Source organism: Bacillus sp. FJAT-25509 (assembly GCF_001420605.1).
GTDB lineage: Bacteria > Bacillota > Bacilli > Bacillales > Bacillaceae_G > Gottfriedia.
Genome location: NZ_LJIZ01000013.1, coordinates 324798 through 349219 on the forward strand (window position 1 = coordinate 324798; position 24422 = coordinate 349219).

General features: G+C 34.1%; 25 protein-coding genes and 1 tRNA gene. 25 read left to right on the top strand and 1 reads right to left on the bottom strand.

Translation table 11 applies throughout. The features are described from left to right. Positions 1-130 precede the first annotated feature (130 nt). The 16 genes from uvrB to AN960_RS08970 all read left to right on the top strand — a co-directional run bounded on the left by uvrB (position 131) and on the right by AN960_RS08970 (position 16820). Complete coding sequence (gene uvrB, locus AN960_RS08895; RefSeq protein WP_056469802.1) at positions 131-2116, top strand: excinuclease ABC subunit UvrB; 1986 nt, start codon at positions 131-133, stop codon at positions 2114-2116. Positions 2117-2130: 14 nt separating this feature from the next. Further along, complete coding sequence (gene uvrA, locus AN960_RS08900) at positions 2131-4989, top strand: excinuclease ABC subunit UvrA (protein ID WP_056469992.1); 2859 nt, start codon at positions 2131-2133, stop codon at positions 4987-4989. Positions 4990-5218: 229 nt separating this feature from the next. Continuing rightward, on the top strand, positions 5219-5413 hold the full coding sequence (locus AN960_RS08905; protein WP_025568734.1) for a PspC domain-containing protein: 195 nt from the start codon (positions 5219-5221) through the stop codon (positions 5411-5413). Beyond that, positions 5414-5788 (top strand): phage holin family protein, encoded by a 375-nt coding sequence (locus tag AN960_RS08910; RefSeq protein ID WP_056469805.1) that lies wholly within the window; start codon positions 5414-5416, stop codon positions 5786-5788. A gap of 291 nt (positions 5789-6079) precedes the next feature. Beyond that, complete coding sequence (gene hprK, locus AN960_RS08915) at positions 6080-7021, top strand: HPr(Ser) kinase/phosphatase (protein WP_056469807.1); 942 nt, start codon at positions 6080-6082, stop codon at positions 7019-7021. Between the two features lie 21 nt (positions 7022-7042). Next, positions 7043-7855: a prolipoprotein diacylglyceryl transferase gene (gene lgt / locus AN960_RS08920; protein WP_056469810.1), complete on the top strand. Its 813-nt coding sequence runs from the start codon at positions 7043-7045 to the stop codon at positions 7853-7855. Between the two features lie 27 nt (positions 7856-7882). Continuing rightward, positions 7883-8824 carry a nucleoside recognition domain-containing protein gene (locus tag AN960_RS08925; RefSeq protein ID WP_056469812.1) on the top strand — a complete coding sequence of 314 codons (942 nt, stop codon included), beginning with the start codon at positions 7883-7885 and terminating at the stop codon, positions 8822-8824. A 13-nt stretch (positions 8825-8837) separates the two neighbouring features. Further along, positions 8838-9485, top strand: a complete 648-nt coding sequence (gene ppaX, locus AN960_RS08930; protein ID WP_056469814.1) for a pyrophosphatase PpaX — start codon at positions 8838-8840, stop codon at positions 9483-9485. Further along, on the top strand, positions 9482-9982 hold the full coding sequence (locus tag AN960_RS08935; protein ID WP_056469817.1) for an acyltransferase: 501 nt from the start codon (positions 9482-9484) through the stop codon (positions 9980-9982). Before ppaX ends, AN960_RS08935 begins: the two co-directional genes overlap by 4 nt. Before the next feature lie 174 nt (positions 9983-10156). Beyond that, a complete protein-coding gene (locus tag AN960_RS08940; RefSeq protein WP_056469819.1) occupies positions 10157-11656 on the top strand; it encodes a tetratricopeptide repeat protein in 1500 nt (499 codons plus the stop codon). Positions 11657-11883: 227 nt separating this feature from the next. Continuing rightward, the gene (gene trxB / locus AN960_RS08945) at positions 11884-12831 is read left to right on the top strand and encodes a thioredoxin-disulfide reductase (RefSeq protein WP_056469823.1); all 948 of its coding nucleotides are present in this window, start codon (positions 11884-11886) and stop codon (positions 12829-12831) included. 382 nt (positions 12832-13213) lie between these two features. Next, positions 13214-13672, top strand: coding sequence for an NUDIX hydrolase (locus tag AN960_RS08950; protein ID WP_056469826.1), 459 nt, complete (start codon positions 13214-13216; stop codon positions 13670-13672). A 27-nt stretch (positions 13673-13699) separates the two neighbouring features. Continuing rightward, complete coding sequence (rapZ, locus tag AN960_RS08955; RefSeq protein WP_056469828.1) at positions 13700-14584, top strand: RNase adapter RapZ; 885 nt, start codon at positions 13700-13702, stop codon at positions 14582-14584. Beyond that, positions 14584-15552 carry a gluconeogenesis morphogenetic factor MgfK gene (mgfK, locus tag AN960_RS08960; protein WP_056469830.1) on the top strand — a complete coding sequence of 323 codons (969 nt, stop codon included), beginning with the start codon at positions 14584-14586 and terminating at the stop codon, positions 15550-15552. Before rapZ ends, mgfK begins: the two co-directional genes overlap by 1 nt. A 39-nt stretch (positions 15553-15591) precedes the next feature. Next, on the top strand, positions 15592-16542 hold the full coding sequence (gene whiA, locus AN960_RS08965; RefSeq protein WP_056469831.1) for a DNA-binding protein WhiA: 951 nt from the start codon (positions 15592-15594) through the stop codon (positions 16540-16542). A 20-nt stretch (positions 16543-16562) separates the two neighbouring features. Next, on the top strand, positions 16563-16820 hold the full coding sequence (locus tag AN960_RS08970) for an HPr family phosphocarrier protein (protein WP_056469843.1): 258 nt from the start codon (positions 16563-16565) through the stop codon (positions 16818-16820). 85 nt (positions 16821-16905) lie between these two features. Here AN960_RS08970 and clpP read toward each other — a convergent pair whose 3' ends face one another. Further along, positions 16906-17499 carry an ATP-dependent Clp endopeptidase proteolytic subunit ClpP gene (gene clpP, locus AN960_RS08975; protein WP_025568718.1) on the bottom strand — a complete coding sequence of 198 codons (594 nt, stop codon included), beginning with the start codon at positions 17497-17499 and terminating at the stop codon, positions 16906-16908. 966 nt (positions 17500-18465) lie between these two features. On the opposite strand from clpP, the gene AN960_RS08980 reads away from it, so the two are divergent. The 9 genes from AN960_RS08980 to AN960_RS09015 all read left to right on the top strand — a co-directional run bounded on the left by AN960_RS08980 (position 18466) and on the right by AN960_RS09015 (position 24377). Further along, positions 18466-18539, top strand: a tRNA-Arg gene (locus AN960_RS08980). Between the two features lie 205 nt (positions 18540-18744). After that, positions 18745-18900 carry a hypothetical protein gene (locus AN960_RS24415; RefSeq protein WP_156339647.1) on the top strand — a complete coding sequence of 52 codons (156 nt, stop codon included), beginning with the start codon at positions 18745-18747 and terminating at the stop codon, positions 18898-18900. A 311-nt stretch (positions 18901-19211) separates the two neighbouring features. Then, complete coding sequence (locus AN960_RS08985) at positions 19212-19505, top strand: DUF6509 family protein (RefSeq protein ID WP_056469845.1); 294 nt, start codon at positions 19212-19214, stop codon at positions 19503-19505. A gap of 336 nt (positions 19506-19841) precedes the next feature. Next, positions 19842-20144 (top strand): PTS sugar transporter subunit IIB, encoded by a 303-nt coding sequence (locus tag AN960_RS08990; protein WP_056469848.1) that lies wholly within the window; start codon positions 19842-19844, stop codon positions 20142-20144. A gap of 43 nt (positions 20145-20187) precedes the next feature. Continuing rightward, positions 20188-21543 (top strand): PTS sugar transporter subunit IIC, encoded by a 1356-nt coding sequence (locus AN960_RS08995; protein ID WP_056469850.1) that lies wholly within the window; start codon positions 20188-20190, stop codon positions 21541-21543. 25 nt (positions 21544-21568) lie between these two features. Then, positions 21569-21889, top strand: a complete 321-nt coding sequence (locus AN960_RS09000; protein ID WP_056469854.1) for a PTS lactose/cellobiose transporter subunit IIA — start codon at positions 21569-21571, stop codon at positions 21887-21889. A gap of 442 nt (positions 21890-22331) precedes the next feature. After that, positions 22332-22634, top strand: coding sequence for a PTS sugar transporter subunit IIB (locus AN960_RS09005; RefSeq protein WP_056469857.1), 303 nt, complete (start codon positions 22332-22334; stop codon positions 22632-22634). Between the two features lie 44 nt (positions 22635-22678). After that, positions 22679-24034: a PTS sugar transporter subunit IIC gene (locus tag AN960_RS09010; RefSeq protein ID WP_056469860.1), complete on the top strand. Its 1356-nt coding sequence runs from the start codon at positions 22679-22681 to the stop codon at positions 24032-24034. A gap of 22 nt (positions 24035-24056) precedes the next feature. Then, entirely contained in the window at positions 24057-24377 is a 321-nt protein-coding gene (locus tag AN960_RS09015; protein WP_056469863.1) for a PTS sugar transporter subunit IIA, read from the top strand. Positions 24378-24422 lie beyond the last annotated feature (45 nt).

Below are 24422 nucleotides of genomic sequence, written 5' to 3' on the forward strand. Positions count from 1 at the left end.
CGTACTTAAACATCGATAATATGTAAAGATGATTATTTTTTAAAGTACGTTTGTTCTGTTTTTGATTGATTTTTGAAATTTTGTGGTAAAATAGAAGGATAGGTATGTTTTGGAAATGGAGGCGGGGAAGATGGAGCAGGAATTCGAGGTAGTTTCTAATTATTCACCTCAAGGCGACCAGCCAAATGCGATTAAGCAGTTAGTTGAGGGGGTTAAAAATGGTAAAGAGCATCAAGTTTTATTAGGTGCTACAGGTACGGGAAAAACGTTTACCATTTCAAATGTAATTAAAGAAGTAGGAAAACCAACATTAGTATTTGCTCACAATAAAACATTAGCAGGGCAATTATATAGTGAATTAAAAGAGTTCTTTCCTAATAATGCAGTTGAGTATTTCGTTAGTTACTATGATTATTTTCAGCCAGAAGCTTATGTACCTCAAACGGATACTTATATTGAAAAAGATTCAAGTATTAATGATGAAATTGATAAATTACGTCACTCTGCGACTTCCTCCCTTTTTGAACGTAAGGATGTCATTATTGTAGCGAGTGTATCTTGTATTTACGGTTTAGGTTCTCCTGAAGAATATCGTGAATTAGTTTGTTCTCTTCGTATTGGAATGGAAATTAGTAGAGATGAACTATTGCATAAACTAGTAGATATTCAGTATGCACGTAATGATATTGACTTCTCACGTGGTACATTCCGAGTTCGTGGAGATGTTGTTGAAATATTCCCAGCATCACGTGATGAGCACTGTATTCGTGTGGAATTTTTTGGTGATGAAATTGAGAGAATTAGAGAAGTGGATGCTTTAACTGGTGAAATTTTAGGTGACCGTGAACATGTTGCAATTTTCCCGGCTTCCCACTTCGTTACTCGTGAAGAAAAAATGAAAATCGCCATTAAAAATATTGAAGCTGAGTTAGAAGTGCGATTAAAGGAAATGAGAGATAACGGTAAGTTACTAGAAGCTCAAAGGCTCGAGCAGCGAACTAGATATGATTTAGAAATGATGAACGAGATGGGATTTTGTTCAGGAATTGAAAACTATTCCCGTCATCTGACGCTGAGACCACCTGGTTCTACACCTTATACATTATTAGACTATTTTCCAGAAGATTTCTTAATGGTGATTGACGAGTCACATGTTACGGTTCCGCAAATTCGAGGAATGTTTAACGGCGACCAAGCTCGAAAGCAAGTTTTAGTAGATCATGGATTCCGTCTGCCTTCAGCATTGGATAATCGACCTTTAAAGTTTGCAGAGTTTGTAGAAAAGGTTCAACAAACTATTTACGTAACTGCGACACCTGGACCATATGAGCTAGAACTATGTCCTGAGAAAGTAGAGCAAATTATTCGTCCAACAGGTCTACTAGATCCGACAATAGATGTTCGTCCGATTGAAGGGCAAATTGACGATCTGATCGATGAAGTTCGTAATCGTATTGCTAAAAATGAGAGAGTACTTATTACTACTCTAACAAAGAAAATGTCTGAAGATTTAACGGACTATTTGAAAGAAATCGGAATTAAGGTTAACTATTTACATTCTGAAATTAAAACACTTGAACGAATTGAAATTATTCGTGATCTTCGTTTAGGTAAATATGATGTATTGATTGGTATTAACCTTTTACGTGAAGGTATAGATATTCCTGAAGTTTCATTAGTCGTAATTTTAGATGCAGATAAAGAAGGATTTTTACGATCTGAACGATCATTAATCCAAACAATTGGTCGTGCTGCAAGGAATTCAAATGGTCATGTTATTATGTATGCTGATAAAATGACGAATTCGATGGATATTGCTATTAATGAAACAAAACGTCGTCGTGAGATTCAGGAAGAATATAACGAAAAACATGGAATCACTCCTAAAACGATTATTAAGCAAGTACGTGATGTGATTCGAGCTACTTCTGTTGCTGAGGAAGAAGAAGTTTATGAAAACGGCATTAGTGCTAAATATAAGAAGATGAACAAAAAAGAACGTCATTTATTTATTCAATCAATTGAAATGGAAATGAAGGACGCAGCGAAGGCGCTTGATTTTGAACGAGCAACAGAACTTCGTGACTTAATATTAGAATTGAAGTCTGAGAGGTGAAGAACTTGAAAAGTATGAATGAAATAATTATTAAAGGGGCCAGAGCGCATAACTTAAAAAATATCGATGTAACGATCCCTCGCAATCAATTAGTAGTTGTGACTGGTTTATCGGGATCAGGTAAGTCATCTCTAGCATTCGATACGATTTATGCAGAAGGTCAACGCAGATATGTAGAATCTTTATCTGCGTATGCTCGTCAATTTTTAGGTCAAATGGATAAACCTGATGTTGATTCAATTGAAGGACTTTCACCTGCGATTTCAATTGATCAAAAAACGACTAGCCGAAATCCCCGTTCGACAGTTGGTACTGTAACAGAGATTTACGACTATTTAAGACTTCTGTATGCTCGAATTGGAACGCCGATTTGTCCAAATCACGGTATTGAAATTACTTCTCAAACAGTCGAACAAATGGTAGATCGTGTAATGGAGTATCCTGAACGAACGAAACTTCAAGTACTTGCTCCTGTGGTATCTGGTCGTAAAGGGACACATGTAAAAGTATTTGAAGAAATAAAAAAACAAGGGTTCGTTCGTGTTCGTGTTGATGGTGAGCTATTTGATGTATCTGATGAAATAGAATTAGAGAAAAATAAGAAGCATTCAATCGAAGTTGTAATTGACCGTATTGTCGTAAAAGATGGTGTAGCGTCTCGATTAGCTGATTCTCTTGAAACAGCTTTAAAACTAGGAGAAGGTCGAGTAATCATTGATGTAATAGGTGAAGAAGAATTACTTTTTAGTGAACATCATGCATGTCCTTTATGTGGTTTCTCAATTGGGGAATTAGAGCCGCGTATGTTTTCGTTTAACAGCCCGTTTGGAGCTTGTCATTCATGTGATGGATTAGGAACAAAATTAGAAGTGGATATAAACTTAGTTATCCCAAATGATGAATTAACACTTAAAGAAAATGCTATAGCACCATGGGAATCAATTAGCTCAATGTATTATCCTCAATTACTAGAGAGTGTTTGTAATCATTACGGCATTGATATGAATATTCCATTTAAAGACATACCAAAAGATCTGCAAGATAAAATTCTTTATGGTAGTAATGGCGAACAAATCTATTTTAAATATGATAACGAGCAAGGTCATGTACGTGAAGCGATGATTGAATTTGAAGGTGTTATTTCGAACGTAGAGAGACGTTTTAAAGAAACATCTTCAGATTTTATTCGTGAGCAAATGGAAAAGTACATGGCGCAACAACATTGTCCAACTTGCAAAGGGCATCGTCTAAGAAAAGAGGCTCTTGCAGTATTTATTGGTGGCTTGCATGTTGGTGAAGTAACAAAAATGTCAGTTAAAGAAGCGTTTGATTTCTTTGGATCGCTTGATTTAACGCCAAAACAAGAAAAAATTGCAAATCTAATCCTTCGAGAAATTAGAGAGCGGTTAGGCTTTTTAGTAAATGTAGGTTTGGATTATTTAACATTGAACCGAGCTGCAGGTACATTATCTGGTGGAGAAGCTCAACGAATTCGTTTGGCGACTCAAATTGGTTCGAGATTAACTGGTGTATTATATATTTTAGATGAGCCATCGATTGGATTACACCAACGTGATAATGATCGTTTAATCTCAACATTGTTAAATATGAGAGACATCGGAAATACTTTAATTGTTGTAGAGCATGATGAAGATACGATGCTTGCAGCAGATTATTTAATTGATATCGGACCGGGAGCCGGTATTCACGGTGGCCAGGTCATTTCACAAGGAACTCCAAATGAAGTAATGAATGATCAAAATTCATTAACAGGGAAGTACTTATCAGGTGAAAAGTTTATTCCTGTACCACTTGAGCGTAGAAAAGGCGATGGACGTGAAATTAAAATTGTTGGAGCAAAGGAAAATAATTTAAAAAATGTATCAACTTCATTCCCATTAGGTACGTTCGTTGCGGTAACGGGTGTATCAGGATCAGGGAAAAGTACATTAATTAATGAGATTTTATATAAATCATTAGCTCAAAAATTAAATGGTTCGAAAGTACGTCCAGGGGAGCATAAAGAAATTAAAGGCATTGAACAATTGGAGAAGGTTATTGATATTGATCAATCACCAATTGGTCGTACTCCTCGTTCTAATCCGGCTACTTATACTGGTGTATTTGATGATATTCGAGATGTATATGCTGCTACGAATGAGTCAAAAGTTCGTGGTTATAAGAAAGGTCGGTTTAGCTTCAACGTTAAAGGTGGAAGATGTGAAGCATGTCGAGGCGATGGAATTATTAAAATAGAAATGCATTTCTTACCTGATGTTTACGTACCATGCGAGATTTGTCATGGTAAACGATATAATCGAGAAACGTTAGAAGTAAAATATAAAGATAAATCGATATCTGAAGTTTTAAATATGACGGTTGAGGATGCAGTTTCCTTCTTTGAAAATATTCCTAAGATTAAACGCAAACTTCAAACGTTATACGATGTAGGTTTAGGTTATATTACATTAGGACAGCCTGCTACGACTTTATCTGGCGGGGAAGCACAGCGTGTAAAACTAGCTTCCGAGCTTCATAAACGTACGAATGGAAGAACTTTATATATATTAGATGAACCTACTACAGGGCTTCATGTTGATGATATTGCACGATTATTAGTTGTTTTACAAAGACTAGTAGATAATGGCGATACTGTACTTGTAATTGAACATAACTTAGATGTGATTAAAGCAGCCGACTATCTAATCGATCTAGGACCAGAAGGTGGAGACAAAGGTGGGACTATCGTAGCAACCGGTACACCAGAGAAACTATGTAAAGTCGAAGCGTCTCATACAGGTAAGTATTTAAAAGTGGTATTAGAACGTGACAAAGCTAGAATGGAAAAAAGAATGGCATTGATGGAGTCTTAATCTTAAAAAGATAGTCTCAAAATAAATTGAAAAAGAGATACAAAGAATAGGACTTAAACTCCTTTTCTTTGTATTTGTTTTTATATAGGCATTTTAATGTTATTCATAGTTCCTTTTACTTGAAAAGTAGTCCACATTTCTTTAATGTTTTAACATAGAATAAATAATGAAATAGAAAAATTAGTAATGATAAAAAAATGAGGACGTATCGATAGAGAGGAGATTTTTTTTGAAAAAACTATATCGATCTTCTAAAGATTCCATGCTTGCGGGTGTATGTGGTGGATTAGGTAAGTATTTTAATTTGGACAGTACATTAATCCGTTTACTGTTTGTTATTTTATTCTTCGTAGGATTTGGAGCACTTCTATTTGTGTATTTAATTTGGATATTTGTTGTTCCAGAAGAAGGTGACGTGAAATAAATGAGATGGTTTTTTTCATTAGCTATTAATAGCTTAGTTTTTATTGTAGTAGCAGGATTTCTGCAACCAGATTTTTATGTAAAAAATGTTCCAACAGCTATAATAGCTGCGTTGGTGTTATCGATCTTAAATACAATTATTCGTCCAATCTTAATATTAATAACTTTACCTGTAACCATTTTTACGATGGGATTATTCCTGTTTATTATTAATGCATTTACGTTAGAAATTACTGATTATTTATTAGGGGATGCCCTACGAGTAAATGGTTTTGGAACTGCTATTATTGCATCGATTCTAATTAGTACATTCAGTATGTTAATTCAATATTTTGTGTTTGGTTCAAAGGACAAAAAAAAGCATAGTCATCGGTAAAAAAGAGGAGTCTCTTAAGTTAAAGTACTTTTGAGAGTCTCTTTTTTTTGTTTTTTAAATTAGTGGGGAAATCGAATTATATGTGAACTCCATTGATATATGACTGATGAGGGGTGTTATAATGCTAAAACTGATTGTTTAGTTATAAAATTCAGTTGATAAATTCACTTTTACATTAATGATTTTTAATCGTTTTAGCGCAGATAGTGACTTGTCGACATTTTCCCACAAAGTTTAAAAATGGTACAATATGAGAGATAATACATAATTATTAATCCTTAGGAGGCTTGTATGGCTAAATTACGTACAAAGAATTTAGTTGAGTATTTTAAATTAGAGGTCATTAGTGGAAGTGCGGGTTTGAATCGTTCGATTAACACGACTGACTTATCTCGCCCAGGTATAGAGGTTGCAGGTTTTTTTACATACTATCCATCTGATCGAGTACAAATATTAGGGAAAACAGAATTAACTTTTTATCATAGCTTAACTGACGAAGAAAAACAGGGGCGATTAAGAAAGCTTTGTGCAGATGATACGCCTTGTATCATTGTGACACGAGGTTTAGAAATTCCATCCGAATTAATCGAAGCGGGTGAAGAAACTGGCGTACCTATTTTACTATCAAACAGTAAGACAACTACAGCGTACAGTAGACTTACGAGTTATTTAGAGGCTAAACTTGCCCCAACTACAGCGTTACACGGTGTACTAGTTGATATTTACGGTGTCGGTGTATTAATTACTGGAAAAAGTGGAGTAGGTAAAAGTGAAACAGCCCTAGAGTTAGTAAAACGTGGTCATCGATTAGTAGCAGATGATTCAGTAGAGATTCGTCAAACTGATGAGGATACGCTGATTGGTTCATCGCCAGAATTAATTGAACATTTATTGGAAATTCGTGGATTAGGAATTATTAATGTAATGACTCTTTTCGGAGCAGGGTCTGTACGAAATTACAAGCGTATTACGTTGAACATTGATTTAGAGACTTGGGACTCTCAAAAGGTTTACGATCGAGTTGGTTTAGACGATGAAAAACTCAGAATATTAGATACAGATATTTCGAAAATTACATTACCTGTTCGACCAGGGCGAAATTTAGCTGTTATTATTGAAGTAGCAGCGATGAATTTCCGTTTGAAAAATATGGGTGTAAACGCAGCGCAGCAATTTGCAGATCGTTTAGAGAAGGTAATTCAAGGCGGTAATAATGTTAGTGATTTAATTTAATGAAAAAGTGGGGAAATTGAAATGGAGTCAAATATTCAGCCATTAGATAAAGTATTTTTACACTTAGGTCCTCTTTCAATAAAGTGGTATGGGGTATTGATTGGATTAGGAGTTGTTTTAGGTTTATGGTTGGCAATTCGTGAAAGTAAACGACGTGGAATACCTGATGATACATTTTTAGATTTAATTTTAGTAGCTCTACCTTCAGCAATTATAGGGGCTAGAATTTATTATGTGCTCTTTGAGTGGAACTACTATTCTAAGCATGTTAGTGAAATACCGGCAATTTGGCATGGTGGTTTAGCTATTCACGGTGGTTTAATTGGAGCATTTATTGCTAGTTATTTCTTTGCAAAGAAAAGAGGCATTTCATTTTGGAAGCTTGCAGATATAGCAGCACCAAGTATTTTAGTAGGCCAAATGCTTGGACGTTGGGGGAACTTCATGAACCAAGAGGCTCATGGTGGACCAGTAACTAGAGCATTTTTAGAAAGTCTTCATTTACCTACTTGGATTATTAATCAAATGTATATTGATGGAACGTATTATCATCCAACGTTTTTATATGAATCTCTATGGAGTTTATTAGGGATTATTTTCTTACTAATTTTGAGAAAAGTGAATCTTAGACGTGGTGAAATGTTTTTAACATATTTAATTTGGTATTCAATTGGTCGTTACTTTATTGAAGGATTAAGAACAGATAGTTTAATGTTAACAAGTACTATTAGAATGGCTCAATTTATTTCAGTCGTGATTATCGTACTATCTATTATCATTCTTGTTTATCGTAGAGTTAAGGGGTTATCGAATGAGCGTTATTTAGACGCATAAGTTTGTAAAACAGGAGTGGGGAGCACGTTGGAAACTTTAAAGAGAGGGTTACTAGTTGGTTTACAAACTTCTTGGAAAATAGGGAAAATAATTTTCCCTATTTCTTTCATTTTAACGATTATTAAAGAAACTGCTCTAATGGACTGGTTTGTTCATATTCTTGAACCATTAATGAGTTTTATTGGTTTAAAGGGAGATGCGGCATTAGTATTAGTTTTAGGAAATGTTTTAAATCTATATGCAGCTCTTGGAGCAATGTTACCGATGGATTTAACTGTTAAGGAGGCATTGATCCTTGCAGTTATGTTAAGTTTTTCTCATAATCTATTTGTTGAAACGACAGTAGCTACTGCTGTAGGGGTTCGAGCATCTTTTGTTGTTTTAGTAAGGATAGGTTTTGCAATTTTATCAGCTATTTGTATCCATTTCTTTTGGTCTGGTGGAACAGAAATTGTTCATAAAGGCATTGCAGTTGCAGAAAGCGCTAACCAGACAGGATGGGATATCGTTTATACTGCCATCATTTCGTCATTAATGGGGATTTTAAACCTTATTAAAATTGTTTTTCCATTAATGCTAGTTATTCAAATTGCAAAAGATTTTGGGTGGATGAATTATATAACAAAATTATTATCTCCATTTACTAAATTAATTGGAGTTGAAGCAAAAGCTGGAGTTACATTAGCTGCGGGATTGTTTTTTGGATTAGCTTTTGGAGCAGGCGTTATGATTCAAGCCGTTAAAGAAGATGGTGTTTCGAAACGTGATTTATACCTCGTTTTCTTATTTTTAGTAGCTTGTCATGCTGTAGTAGAAGATACACTTCTCTTTATTCCTTTAGGGATTCCAGTCTTATACTTATTTTTAATTCGATTCTTTGTCGCGTTAATTGTTACTTGTATAGTTGCGAGAATCGTAGGAAGAGTAGGTAGGAAAACTGAATCAAGTTTAAAAACTGAAGTGAAATAGAAAGGAAATTCTTATGAAAATAAATACGATCCTATTTGATTTAGATGGTACTTTAATCAATACAAATGAATTAATTATTGCTTCTTTTTTGCATACTTTGAATAAATATTATCCTGAACAATATAAACGTGAACATGTTATACCTTTTATGGGTCCAACTTTAACTGAATCTTTCTCTACGGTAGATGAAGAAAGAGTTGAAGAGTTGATCTCGGAATATCGCCGTTTTAATATGGAGATGCATGATGAGTTTGTTGAGGAGTATGAAACGGTTTATGAGACGATTGAAACTTTACACAAATTAGGCTATAAAATTGGAATTGTAACAACAAAGGCACGAAATGTTGTTGAGATGGGCTTAAGTTTTGGTCGATTAAAGCAATTCTTTGATACTGTTATCACAATTGATGATGTGCAAAATGCAAAGCCACATCCAGAACCAATTCAATTAGCTTTAAAAAAATTAAATTCTATTCCCGAAGAGAGTATAATGGTGGGCGATAATTACCATGATATTGAAGGTGGTCAAAATGCTGGAACGAAAACAGCAGGTGTTGCTTGGTCACTAAAGGGAAAAGATTTTTTAGCTACTTTTAAACCTGATTTTATGCTTGAAAAGATGAGCGATATCTTACCAATTCTAGGAATTGATGAGAATTGAGGAAAACGAAACGCTACCTAATTGAAGGTGAGAATTCACTTTGGCAAGTGTACAAGACTGTTTCATTTTGGAAAACATTTCGAAATGTCATTGTTATTGAAATAGCTCGTTATGTCCCATTCTTTAGACTGAAAAACTGGATGTATAGGAATCTTATTGGAATGAAAGTAGGAGAGTATACATCCTTTGCGTTTAAAGTAACGCCTGATTTAATGTTTCCAGAATTAATTTCAATTGGTAAGAATTCGATTATCGGCTATAATACAACAATCTTGGCGCATGAATATTTAATTAATGAATATCGATTAGGAGAAGTCATTATTGGTAATAATGTGTTAATTGGTGCAAATACGACAATCTTGCCGGGTGTCACAATCGGTGATGGTGCGAAAGTTTCAGCTGCAACACTTGTCAACAAGGATGTTCCAGCAGGTGCGTTCGTAGGAGGTAATCCCATGGTTATTATTTCATTACCTCAATCTGAAACTACTATTTAACCTCTTAAAAAAGTGGTTTTCAATATTTTTTGTTTCGGTTAAAATAATACTTTGACAACTTATTTAGATAATGTGGAAATTGTACGTTCGTTTAAAATTCTTATAATTTGGACGGCGACTATTTCCTCTTTTTATGTGATATACTGTGATAAGCTTGAAAAACTGGAGGATCGAATGTCTGAAAATTTGGGGAATCAAACAAATCAATTTCATAATGTCGTTTCGTTCTCGTTACCGAAAGATTATTTCTACGAAAAAGGGATGAAAGCTTATAATAGTAACGATTCCGAGCAAGCGATTTATTATTTAAAAAAAGCTGCTGAAAATGAAGAAAATCAAACAGTTCTTATAGATATTTCTAGAAAGCTTTTATCATTACATCAATATCAAACTACGATTACAATTTTAGAATATATTTTAGATAAATATCCAACAAATGAGGATGTATATTATTTATTAGCATTTGCATTTTTTGAATTAGGATTGTTCCAAAAAGCTAATTTGTACGCTCAAAAGTATTTAGAAATTGGTACGGATGAAGAGCAATTAGAAGAACTAGAAGACTATTTAGATATTATTCATAGTGAAGAAGATGATGATTTAAGTATTAATGATGATTTATTAGTGCTTCAAGAGCGAGTTACAAGCTATTTGGCAAATCATGATTGGAAATCAGCTAAAACAACTTTACTTAGTATTGTTGATAAGTATCAAGAATTTTGGCCAGCTTATAATAATTTAGCTTTAGTAGAGCTTCATTTAGGGAATCCTGAGGAAGCTGAAAGAGTATTACAATATGTTTTAGAGGAAAATCCAGGTAATTTATCAGCTTTAATTCATTTAACAATGCTAAAAAGAATATTAAATGAACAAGAAATTGCTCTACAATATCTGGAAAGCTTATCAAATATTGTTCCAATTTCTGAAGAGCACCGCCACAAGCTTGGTGTACTTTTCTATCAATTCAAGAAGTATGAAGAAGCATATAAGTTATTTAATTTACTTTATATGGAACGACCAGATCGTGAAATACAGTTTTATTATATGTTCTGTGATGCAGCCTATCAATCTGGAAGAACTGAAACAGCGGAGCGTATATGGAATTTTGAGATGACGAGTGAATTTGATGATCATGAGGAATTGGCTCCTTGGGCTGAAAAAAAACATTCATCGAATGAAATCGAACAATTGATGGCAGAAACAGAGTACCAAGCAAAATACTCCAATTCGAATAGTGAGAGATGGGGATTAATCTATTTTATGAAGGAATATTATTATGAACAAAAATTTAGTTCGATCCTTCAAGATTTAAATCCATTAGAAAATATTGGTCTCGATGAACAATTAGAACAAGTTCTTCTAAATAATATGTGTTATTTAGAGCCACATCCATCATTGAATATTGCGATTAACGGAGCAAAGAAAGTCCAAACAACTTGGGAAGAAGATTATATAATACTACGTAATCATCTTCAATTGTGGTTTTTCGCTATTTGTGAACTTACATTAAAATATAAAGAATTACCTGTAAATGAAGAAGTTTTATTAGCTGCAACACATTATCTTGTTGAAAATGAAGTGAAACGTGTATCACAAAAGAAAATTGCAGCAAACTATAATATCTCTACCTATTTATTAAATAAAGGCATTAGCGCCATTCGAAGCTTGTTTTAATACCAGATGGTGTTAATGCAAGCTTTCTTTATTTCACATTAAGGTGAGTTTAAGTTGGTAGCAAGAAATCATACACTACGTAGTATCTTCGCCTAAAAGGCTCGGAAGTCGACGAGTTTTCTTTATCATGAGCATATGATTTGTTGTTTTATGTCTTCGCGTATTAGGATAGTGATAGTTAATGAAGTAGGGCAATTAGCCATTTAAGTACAAGGAGTGATTAAGTAATGGAAGAAAAAATTTATGATGTTATTATCATTGGAGCTGGTCCTGCAGGGATGACTGCAGCTGTATATACATCTCGTGCAAATCTTTCTACATTAATGATGGAACGTGGTATTCCAGGTGGACAGATGGCAAATACTGAAGAAATTGAAAACTACCCAGGTTTTGATAGTATTTTAGGTCCAGATTTATCAAATAAAATGTTTGATCATGCGAAAAAATTTGGTGCTGAATATGCTTATGGGGACATTAAAGAAATTATCGACGGTAAAGAATATAAAACAATAGTTGCTGGTAAAAAAGAGTACAAAACACGCGCAATTATTATTTCAACTGGTGCAGAATACAAAAAAATTGGTGTTCCAGGTGAGCAAGAGCTTGGAGGACGTGGTGTATCATACTGTGCTGTTTGTGATGGGGCATTCTTTAAAGATAAAGAATTAGTTGTAATAGGTGGCGGAGATTCAGCAGTAGAAGAAGGCGTATATTTAACTCGATATGCTTCTAAAGTTACAATCGTTCACCGTAGAGATCAATTACGAGCTCAAAAAATCCTTCAAGACCGTGCATTTGCAAATGAAAAGATTTCATTTATTTGGAATTCAACAATTAAAGAAGTTAACGGAACTGATGGTAAAGTAAGTAGCGTAACGCTTGTAGATACTAAAAATGGTGAAGAATCTGAATTTAAAACAGATGGAGTATTTATCTATATTGGAATGCTTCCATTAACAAAACCATTCTTAAATTTAGGCATTACAAATGAAAATGGATATATCGAAACAAATGATGTAATGGAAACAAGAGTACCAGGTATTTTTGCTGCTGGTGATGTTCGTGAAAAAACTTTACGTCAAGTTGTAACAGCTACTGGAGACGGAAGTATTGCTGCTCAAGCAGTACAACATTATATCGAAGAACTAAAAGAAGAATTATCTAAAACTAACTGATCTTAATTAAAAACGATAAAGTGATTTATAAAATTAAGTTTTAGAATTGTGAACGAAATTGTAATATTCTGAAACTTATATGTAATTAGGGTGTAACTCTCTTGAAATATAGTTCCTGTAATATAGACAATAACCAGAGAGCCCCCTAATATATATAGGAACATGGATATGCGCTTGTCCATGTTCCCTTTTTTTGTCTCCGAAAGTGATCGACTTTGTTCCTCAACCCTAGTTTTAACCTACAAAATCTTTTCCTTTAGTCAGGACCTTTCTACCCTAATTCCTATTCTTAACAAGTTGTTGTCTGACTAGTTTAACGGTATAATATAGATTGGGCAGTTTCAACCAACTGCAAGTCCAAATTGTAAGTGAGGTATAAGAAATGCAAAGAGTTACACATTGTGTTTTGGTAAATGAAAATAATATCCTCTTGCTACAAAAACCTAGAAGAAACTGGTGGGTTGCACCCGGCGGTAAGATGGAGCCAGGTGAAAACATTAGAGAAGCAGTTGTTCGTGAATATCGTGAAGAAACAGGTGTTTACTTAAAAAACCCAAAATTAAAAGGTGTTTTTACAATTATTATAGAAGAAGATGCTAAGGTAGTGAATGAATGGATGATGTTTTCATTTTTGGCTACCGAGTTTGACGGTGAAAATCAAGATGAGTGTGAAGAAGGAATTCTTCGCTGGCATGCAATAGATGAAGTGAAAAATCTTCCTATGGCAGCAGGAGACTATCACATAATTGATTATTTACTAAAGGGTAAAGAAATTTTACATGGTACCTTTGTATATACACCGGATTTTGAATTATTAAGATATCGTTTAAATCCTAGTTAACCGAAATTATAGAAAGGGTTGAGTTAAATGCCTACAAGATCACATGTAAAAATGGTTATTATAACTGGAATGTCAGGGGCTGGAAAGACTGTCGTTGTTCAAGCGTTAGAAGATATCGGTTATTTCTGTGTTGATAATCTTCCTCCTGCTCTACTTCCAAAATTTGTAGAGCTATTAAAGGACCCGGATCACAATACAACAGATAAAGTTGCTCTTGTTATGGATTTACGAGGAAGAGAATTTTTTGATCAGTTAGGGAATTCATTAGATCAATTAATGTCTACTCCATCAATCATCCCTCAAATTTTATTTTTAGATGCAACGAACGCTGCACTTGTTACTCGCTACAAAGAAACTCGTCGTTCACATCCCCTTTCTCCAACGGGATCTCCATTAAAAGGAATTGAGTTGGAGCGTACTCTTTTAGCTGAGGTAAAAGGGCGTGCACAATTAATTTATGATACATCAGATTTAAAACCTAAAATATTACGAGAAAAAATAATTGAACAATTTAGAGAAAATGAACAAGAAGGTTTCTCTGTAAATATTCAGTCATTCGGTTTTAAGTACGGAATACCGATTGATGCGGATTTAGTATTTGACGTACGATTTTTACCAAACCCATTTTACATTGAATCAATGCGTCCTTTAACTGGCTTAGATCAAGAAGTATCCTCTTATGTTCTTAAATTTAATGAGACAACCGAATTTATGCTGAAATTAATTGATTTAATTAGTTTTATGTTACCTCAATATAAAAGAGAAGGTAAACGACAATTAATCATTGCGATCGGATGTACGGGTGGACAGCATCGCTCTGTTACTTTAGCAGAGTATTTAGCTAACTACTTTAAAGATCAATATGATACGAATATTAGCCATCGGGACGTTGAAAAAAGGAGTCATAAGTAATGATTAGTCAACGTTCGAAAATAGTAATAATTGGAGGCGGAACTGGACTATCTGTTTTAGTTCGCGGGTTAAAAAAACATCCCGTTGATATTACCGCTATCGTTACAGTCGCAGATGATGGTGGTAGCTCTGGACGATTACGTGACGAGTTAAAAATTCCACCGCCTGGTGATGTACGAAATGTACTTGCCGCGTTATCAGATGTGGAACCGATGTTGGAAGAATTATTCCAACATCGCTTTGCTACATCTGGAGACCTTTCTGGACATTCTCTTGGTAATTTAATGCTAAGTGCAATGACTGCAATTACAGGTGATTTTTATCGTGCAATCATTGAAATGAGAAGGGTATTAAATGTTAGAGGTAAAGTTATACCAGCAGCTAATCAAAGTGTCGTATTAAAAGCTGAATTAGAAGACGGTACAATTGTTTCAGGTGAATCAAAAATTCCTTATTCTGGTAAGAAGATTAAAAGAGTATTTTTAGCACCAGGAAATGTTGAACCTTTAAAAGAGGCACTTGATGAAATTAGTCGTGCTGACTTAATTGTAATTGGACCGGGTAGTTTATATACGAGTATCCTTCCTAATCTATTAGTTACTAAAATTGGGAAGGCTGTTATAAATTCAAAAGCTAAAAAAGTATATGTATGTAATGTGATGACTCAAGCGGGTGAAACTTTGCATTATACAGCTAGTGACCATGTAAAGGCTCTATACGAACATTTAGACTCAAGTTTTATCGATACAATTATTGTAAATGAAGGCATGATGCCAAAAAATATTTTAGAACTTTATAAAGAAGAACATGCCCAACAAGTAAAACTAGATATAAATGAGCTAAAATCTTTAAATCTAGAAATAGTTCATAAGTCGATCGTTAAATATGATGATAATGTGATTAGGCATGATACTGTAAAATTAGCTGAAATCTTATGTGACCTAATCCCGACAAAAATAAAAGAATAATGAAAAAATATTTAGAGCTAGAAGGAGGGGGTGATTCAAATGTCCTTTGCATCAGAAACGAAAAAAGAATTAACAACGATTGAGATCAAAGATTGTTGTTCAAAATCTGAGCTATCCTCTTTAATTCGAATGAATGGTTCATTATCAATTGCGAATCGCCAATTTATTGTAGATGTAGTTACTGAAAATGCAGCAATTGCTAGAAGAATATATGTATTAATTAAACGTGTTTATGATGTGGACGTTGAATTGCTCGTTCGTAAAAAAATGCGTCTTAAAAAGAACAATGTATATATTGTTCGAATAAAAGAAGAAGCGAAACATATTTTAAATGATCTTTATATAACTGGTGAAGGATTTACCTTTACAAATGAAATAGCGAAAGAGCTAATTGCGAAGAAATGTTGTAAACGCTCCTATTTAAGAGGTGCTTTTCTAGCTGGTGGTTCGGTAAATAATCCAGAGACATCTTCATATCATTTAGAAATTTTTTCACTATATAAAGAGCATACGGAAGAAATTTGTCGTCTAATGAATGAATTCGGATTAAATGCTAAAACACTGGAGAGACGTAAAGGTTATATTACGTACTTAAAGGAAGCAGAAAAAATTACTGAGTTTTTAAACGTTGTTGGTGCTCATTCAGCTTTATTAAGGTTTGAAGATATCCGCATTGTAAGAGATATGAGAAACAGTGTTAATCGTCTAGTAAATTGTGAAACTGCGAACTTAAATAAAACGATCAGTGCAGCCTTCAGGCAAATTGAAAATATACGTTATATCCAAAACTCTGTTGGTTTAGATATATTACCACCAAAGCTACGTGAAATTGCAGAACTTCGAGTAGCGTATGAGGATGTAACATTAAAAGAGTTAGGTGAAATGGTATCTAGCGGTGCAATTAGTAAATCAGGAATCAATCATCGACTACGTAAAATTGATGAAATAGCTGATAAATTAAGAGCGGGAGAATCAATAAAAATAAAATAAAAGTTAAGAGGGAAGAAAAAATGATTGAGAAAAAAGGGAGAGTACTATTAGAAACAGGAATACAGGCTCGTCCAGCAGCGCAATTTGTTCAAGTTGCTACGAGATTTCGTTCAGAAGTATTATTAGCTTACAAAGGTAAACAAGTAAACGTTAAGAGTATTATGGGTGTTATGAGTCTAGCTGTACCTCATGGAGAAGAAATAGTAATTACTATTTCTGGCGACGATGAAGTTGAAGCGATGGAAGCAGTAATGGACTTTATTGGGGAAGAAATTTAATGTAATTGGACATTCACAAGTTGGATGTCCAACTTTTTTTTCTAATAAAAAAACTAGCCGAAAAATTACGGCTAGTTTTTTATTATTATTTAATAGCTGCAGTATTAGAAATTACTTTATCAATTAATCCGTATTCTAATGCACGGTCTGCAGTCATAAAGTTATCACGCTCTGTATCACGCTCGATCGTATCTAATGGTTGACCAGTACGATCTGCAAGAATTTTGTTTAATTTATCACGTAAGAACAAGATTCGCTTAGCTGCAATTTCGATTTCGGTAGCTTGACCTTGAGCACCACCTAATGGTTGGTGAATCATAACTTCTGCATTTGGAAGAGCATATCTCTTACCTTTTTCCCCAGCAGATAATAAGAAAGCACCCATTGAAGCCGCCATACCAATACAAATTGTAGATACTTGAGGCTTAATGAAGTTCATCGTATCATAAATAGCCATACCAGCAGTAATACTTCCTCCTGGACTATTTATGTATAATGAAATATCCTTATCTGGATCTTCTGCTGCTAAAAATAAAAGTTGTGAAACGATTGAGTTAGCTACGTTATCATCGATTGCGCTACCTAACATGATGATGCGGTCTTTTAATAGACGAGAGTATATATCATACGCACGCTCACCACGACTTGTTTGTTCAATAACTGTAGGAATTAAATTCATTTTTTCTCCTCCTTGTTTAAAACAAATGAATGATTAATACAATAATACCTTTAAGGTCAGAAAAGGTCAAATAAAAGAGATGCTATATTTAATGTATTATTTTAACTAAAAAATATTGACCTTTTATAACATATCTATTTATCTAATACTTCAACATCATTAACGACTTTTCCTATTATTAAACGTAACTTTATGTAGTTTTTCTTTTGATTAGTTAAAAAACTAATAACTTAATGATTCGAGTATATTCTTGTTTGAAAACAGGGCCATGTTAAATTACTAATTTTCGTAAAAGGAGTAGAGTGATGTTGATTTCCACTACGGGGTGCTCGCTTTCCATGGGGCGAGACCTGAGCCTCCTCGGTAAGCCTGCGGGGTCTCAGCCTTCCCGCTTATCCCATAGGAGTCGAGCACCCCTCCGTTCCAATCAACTTTTCCAACGAAAAAAGTTTACGATAAAAAGCTACTTTAATATCCTTTACTTAGCGTAAAATAATAGTATCTTAATTAAGATCAAACAAGAACTTATAAACTAATCATTTGGAATTATTAATCTAAACTTTGTTCTAAATTTTTTAACCTCTGAAAAAACAATTAATAAAGTTTATTAGAATTAAATATAATCTCAGGGTGTCCACTGTATTTAGAGGATGATGAGTTTCAAGGCATTTACCGGTACCAACAAGTCATCAAATCAAAAAAGAAAAACGTATAAATCAAAATTTATAGAAGAAAACACACACAAACCATTCCAAAGTGCATCTTCTTCTTTTTCCTAATCAAAAAGAAACCTAAATCATTGCGGTCAGAACATTCTAACGATATAATAAAATATAAGATTTTCTTATAAACTTACGAATAAGCTACATAGCGAAATATCAGCGCACCAATCGAGCCACACCTTGCAATTATCTACTTAGATTGGAGCGACAAAAACAATATACATATTTTACTTTTAAATATCATGCGTTCGTAGCTCAGTTGGATAGAGCATCGGTTTCCGGTACCGTGTGTCGCAGGTTCGAATCCTGTCGAGCGCGCTTAAAGAATAAACCGAGTGATAAAATCTGTAAATTTACAGATCTATCACTCGGTTTTTATTTTTCCTCAGTTAAACACATAATCTCAGCCCTAAATCCTATCCTTTCCCTACAACTAAAGATGTACTAAAACTCCATCCAATGAAGAATGGGTTCCCTTTACTTAAATTCATATATTTAAAGTAAATAAAAGGAGGTCATTCATATGGAAATGAATTCTTGGATTCTTGAGGAAATGGCAAGGTTTAATAAAGAAGAAATGGAAAGAGAACTAAAGTTTAATGAAACTTATAAATTGTACTCAACATCTAAAAAGAAAAAATACTGCATCGATCTAAAAATCATTAAATTCTGTTTTTAAACTAGAGAATGCTTAAAATCATTTTAAATTTACTATAAAAAGAGCCGAGTGATTTTATTTTTATAAAATTAATCGGTTCTTTTGCTACTTCTATTTTTTTCCTCTTTCCCTTTTTCTAAATATATGTTATATTACTCTTTGCGATGAGCTAATTTGAGTAAGACGAGAGATATGCGCAAGCTAAACGCGCGGATGTGGCCGCCCGGTCTCTCGCCTCAAACGCATCAAGACGTCTGCTGCGGCAGGCGTCTTTCTTTTTGTTCATTTCTTTGTGTATAATAGTACATATTATAATTGAAGGGAATGTTTTTGTGTTAACGATTACAGAATACACTGTAGAAGAAATAAAAGATCCATTTGGTATCATTGAAGGTGATCGATATGAGTTTATTCTTTATATCAATGTACCAGAGGATGATGAATTATATAATGAAAAAGGTATATACATAAAAGCGCTTTTCGGAGTAAATGGTGACGAGTCGAAATTAATTAAATATGACTTGTATGAAGCTGAATCAAATCAGTATTTAGATTTTGATTTGGAAGAAGATGAAGAAAAAGAAGTATTCAAATTTTGTAAAACCCATTTAACAGTTGAAGATTAATGTTAATGTGTTATTGAATGACACACTTCAGCTTAGAAGATATCCTATATTGGGTATTTCGCAACACACTACTGTGTAATTTTTAAACACAGTACTGATTATGATTACACACTTATAAAACACTATTATTTTAGGAAAAATATTATGTTTTGAAAACCTTGGATCTTCAAGGTTTTTTTTGTTGAGCCTTCAAATAAATAGATTTTTTAGAATATTGGCACAGATTTTGCAATATTTAAATTGATTCACAACTTGTCCTTGTAACGCGTAATTCTTTTGTCATTATTTGTAAAAATGTAAGCGTTTCATCGATGAGGAAAATTGAGGAGGTGTAGGATGAATATCTTATTGGTATGTTCTGCAGGAATGTCGACTAGTCTACTAGTTACAAAAATGGAACAAGTAGCTAAGGCAAAAGGAATTCAGGCAACAATATGGGCTGTTGCTGGTGATGAGGCAAAAGAAAATTTAGCCAAAGCGGATGTATTACTACTTGGTCCACAGGTTCGTTATCTAGCTTCAGAAATGAAGAAGCTGGCTGAACCTAAAGGAATACCAGTAGATACGATTAATCCAGTACATTATGGATTGATGAATGGGGAAGCTGTTTTAGAAATGGCTTTAAATTTGAAAAAATAAAACGGGGAATTAAAAATCTAGAGAGAAAAGAAGGTGCATTAAAATGATGCGTTTTGCTGAGAAGTATATAATGCCTGCTGCAGCGAAGTTTGGTAATCAACGTCATTTGTTAGCGATCCGTGATGCGTTAATTGGTATGATTGCCATTACGATGATTGGAGCTTTTGCTGTACTTATTAATAACTTAGGTGGCGCAATCCATGGCTACGATAAAATGATGGAAACAGTCTTTGGTGCAAACTGGAAAACACTAGGTAGTGATATTTGGTGGGGAACATTTGCATTTATGACCGTATTTGCCGTAGTTGGGATCGCACATAGATTAGCGCGTTCTTATGGTGATGAAGGTTTTGAAGCGATGCTTGTTGCATTAGCTTGTTATTTTGTTCTTGTTCCACAATCATTAGCTGCAGTATCTGTTACGTTAAATGGTGGAAAGACAGCTACAGGTGGAACTTGGGGATTTATTAGTTGGAATTCATTAAACTCAACAGCTTTATTTACAGGAATTATTGTTGCGATTATTGCAACTGAAATTTTTGTACGCTTAGCTAGAGTGAAACAATTAGTTATTAAATTACCAGACGGCGTTCCGCCAGCAGTATCAAAAGCATTTGCGAAGTTATTACCAGGTATGTTAACAATTTTTATCGTTGCATTAGTTGGCTTATTGTTTAGATTATACATTTCGGATGGCGTATTCTTTAATGATTGGTTAAATTCGGTTCTTGTAAAACCATTAACTGATGCAGCAGATTCATTAGGATTTGCAGTTGCGATTGCATTCTTTGTACATTTTTTCTGGGCGATTGGATTACATGGTCCAAATATTTTAGGAGGTATTACAACTCCTTTATTAACAACTCTAGGTAACCATAACATCGATTTATATGCTAAAGGTGTGACAGATTTAGATAAGTATTCTGTGTTAGCAGGTCCATTCTTAGATGCATTCGTATATATGGGTGGATCAGGTACTACAATCGGTTTACTAATTGCGATGTTCTTAGTTAACCGTAAACGTCATAAACAGATGATTGCTTTAGGAACACCACCAGGATTATTTAATATTAATGAACCGATTATTTTCGGTTTACCAATTGTGTTAAACCCAGTATGGTTAATCCCATTTATCTGTACTCCAATTATTTTAACGATTATTTCTTATTTAGCTGTTCAATCGCATATTGTTTTCCCGGTTGTTTCTACAATCCCTTGGGTAACTCCACCAGTTATAGGTGGCTATTTAGCAACTGGTGGTCATTGGAGCGGTGCAGTATTAGCGCTTGTTAACGTAGTGATTTCAATTGTTATTTACTTACCATTCGTTGTAGTAGCTGAAAGAATGGAAGCTAGAAAGTCAACAGAAACGACAAGTAGTAATTCATTAAATGTATAATAGAATGTGAAGGAGAAGAGTGCAAATGCCTACCGACACAAATAATGAACAAATTGCATTTCAGCTAATATTGCATTCTGGTAATGCTAAGAGTTTATTAATGGAAGCAATGTATAAAGCTCGTGATGGAGAGTTCGAGGAAGCTCGTGGGAAAGTAAACGAAGCGAATGCGGAACTTAGGCTGGCTCATCATTCACAAACTTCACTTATACAAAGTGAAGCAGGAGGGCAACAATACAAAATTAATATTCTTTTAGTACATGCACAGGATCATTTAATGAACACTCTAACAACAAGAGATTTAGTAGAGGAAATTATTTACTTGCATGAAAAGATTTCACTTTAATACTTGATAAAAAAGTGATGTAGACTAATTCTACATCACTTTTTTTCATAGATTACTAGAACAAAATGTATAATTTAAGTGAAAATCGTGAAAGTGTTTTAAAACACTACATGATAGTGTATATAAATCACGACACACTAACAGAGTAATAACACACTAAAACAATTTAAGAAGATTTACGAACAATCTTTAACACACTAGACGTTTTAAGTTACTTTCCTATTAAAGCAAAGAAAAAAGATTTCATGTCTATGAATCCTTATAGGGCAAGGTTTCTATAATTAAATTATATATTTTTTTATAAGTCAGAAAAAGTTGGCACGCCATTTGCAATATAAAGAGTGTACAAAATAAATTAATTTGCAGTTGCTTAAGAATCTTGTTTTTTACTTTTAAACAAATTTGTAAGCGCTACACTATATTTAATATTGGAGGAATAACGATGAATATTTTATTAGCTTGTTCAGCAGGAATGTCTACTAGTTTACTAGTAACTAAAATGGAGGATGCAGCAAAAGCAAAAGGGATTGAAGTAAAGATTTGGGCGGTTTCAGGTGATGCTGCAAAAGAAAACTTAGATAAAGCAGATGTTCTTTTATTAGGACCACAAGTTCGTTATTTAGCTTCTGAAATGAAAAAAGTTGCCGAGCCAAAAGGGATACCAGTTGATGTAATCAATCCAGTACATTATGGACTAATGAATGGTGAAGCTGTTTTAGAATTAGCACTTAGTTTAAAAAAATAGTCATGATCGTAGCATAACTTTTAAACAAAAGGGAGTCTTAAAAAATGATGAATTTTGTAGATAGATACATAATGCCAGCTGCAGCAAAGTTCGGTAACCAACGTCATTTATTAGCAATACGCGATGCGTTAATCGGTATGATTGCTATTACAATGGTCGGTTCGTTTGCAGTTTTATTCAATAATTTAGGTGGAGCAATCAAAGGTTACGACAAGATGATGGAAGCTCTTTTTGGAGTGGACTGGAAGACATTAGGTGGAGACATTTGGTGGGGTACTTTCGCATTTATGACTGTATTCGCAGTTGTAGGGATTGCTTATAAATTGGCACGTTCTTATGGTGATGAAGGATTTGAAGCAATGCTTGTCGCATTAGCGTCATATTTTGTACTAGTGCCACAATCATTAAATACAGTAACGGTTACATTAGAAAATGGAAAAACAGCAACTGGTAGTGTTTGGGGATTAGTGAACTCTACTTATACTAATTCAACTGCACTTTTTACTGGAATAATCGTTGCAATTATCGCAACAGAAATTTTTGTTCGCTTATCAAGAGTAAAGCAATTAGTTATTAAATTACCAGATGGTGTACCACCAGCAGTATCAAAAGCATTTGCGAAGCTATTGCCAGGTATGCTAACAATCTTGGTGATCGCGATTGTTGGATTGTTATTCAGATTATATTTATCGGATGGAGTATATTTTAATGATTGGTTAAGCTCAGTACTTGTTAAGCCATTAACGAATGCTGCAGACTCTTTACCGTTTGCAATCGGTATTGCATTCTTTATTCATTTCTTCTGGATGCTTGGCTTACATGGACCAAACATACTAGGTGGAATTACGACACCATTATTTACAGCTTTAGGAAATGAAAATATTGATTTAGCAGCAAAAGGTGTTACAAAGTGGAGTGAATACAATGTAATGGCAGGCCAGTTCTTTGATGCATTTGTATTCTTAGGTGGATCAGGTGCTACATTAGGGTTAATCATTTCAATGATATTAATTAATCGAAAACGTAATAAACAAATGATTGGATTAGGTGGGGCACCAGGTTTATTCCAAATTAATGAACCAGTTCTTTTCGGATTACCAATCGTGTTAAATCCAATGTGGTTAGTTCCATTCATTGGTACACCAATTATCTTAACAATTATTTCATATTCAGCGATTTCTTTAGGTATGGTTCACCCAGTAACTACGAATATTCCATGGGTAACTCCACCAATTTTAGGTGGGTGGTTAATTACAGGGGGACATTGGACAGGTGCAGCCTTAGCGGCATTTAACTTAGTTATCTCTGTGGTTATTTATTTACCTTTCGTTGCACTACAAAGACGAATGGAATCTAAAAAAATGAAAGAAGCAGCAAATAATCAAAGTGCTGCTATGTAATGCAGTTTGAGGAGGATACGAAATGAGTACTGTAACGACAATCGAGCAAACAGCATTCCAATTAATCTTACACGCAGGAAACGCAAAAAGCTCACTAATGGAAGCTATGCAAGCTGCTAGAGCGGGTAATTTAGAAGAAGCAAATAGTAAGATTGAAGAGGCAAAAGTAGAATTAAATCATGCGCACCATGCACAGACTTCTTTAATTCAAGGTGAAGCACGTGGAGAGAATGTCACATTAAGTATCTTATTAATTCATGCTCAAGATCATTTAATGAATGCATTAACGATGAGAGATTTAGTAACAGAAATAATTTTCCTACATGAAAAATTAAATAAATAAGAGAAACTAGAAAAGTAGTTTCCTAGAATGACCGGACTACTTTTC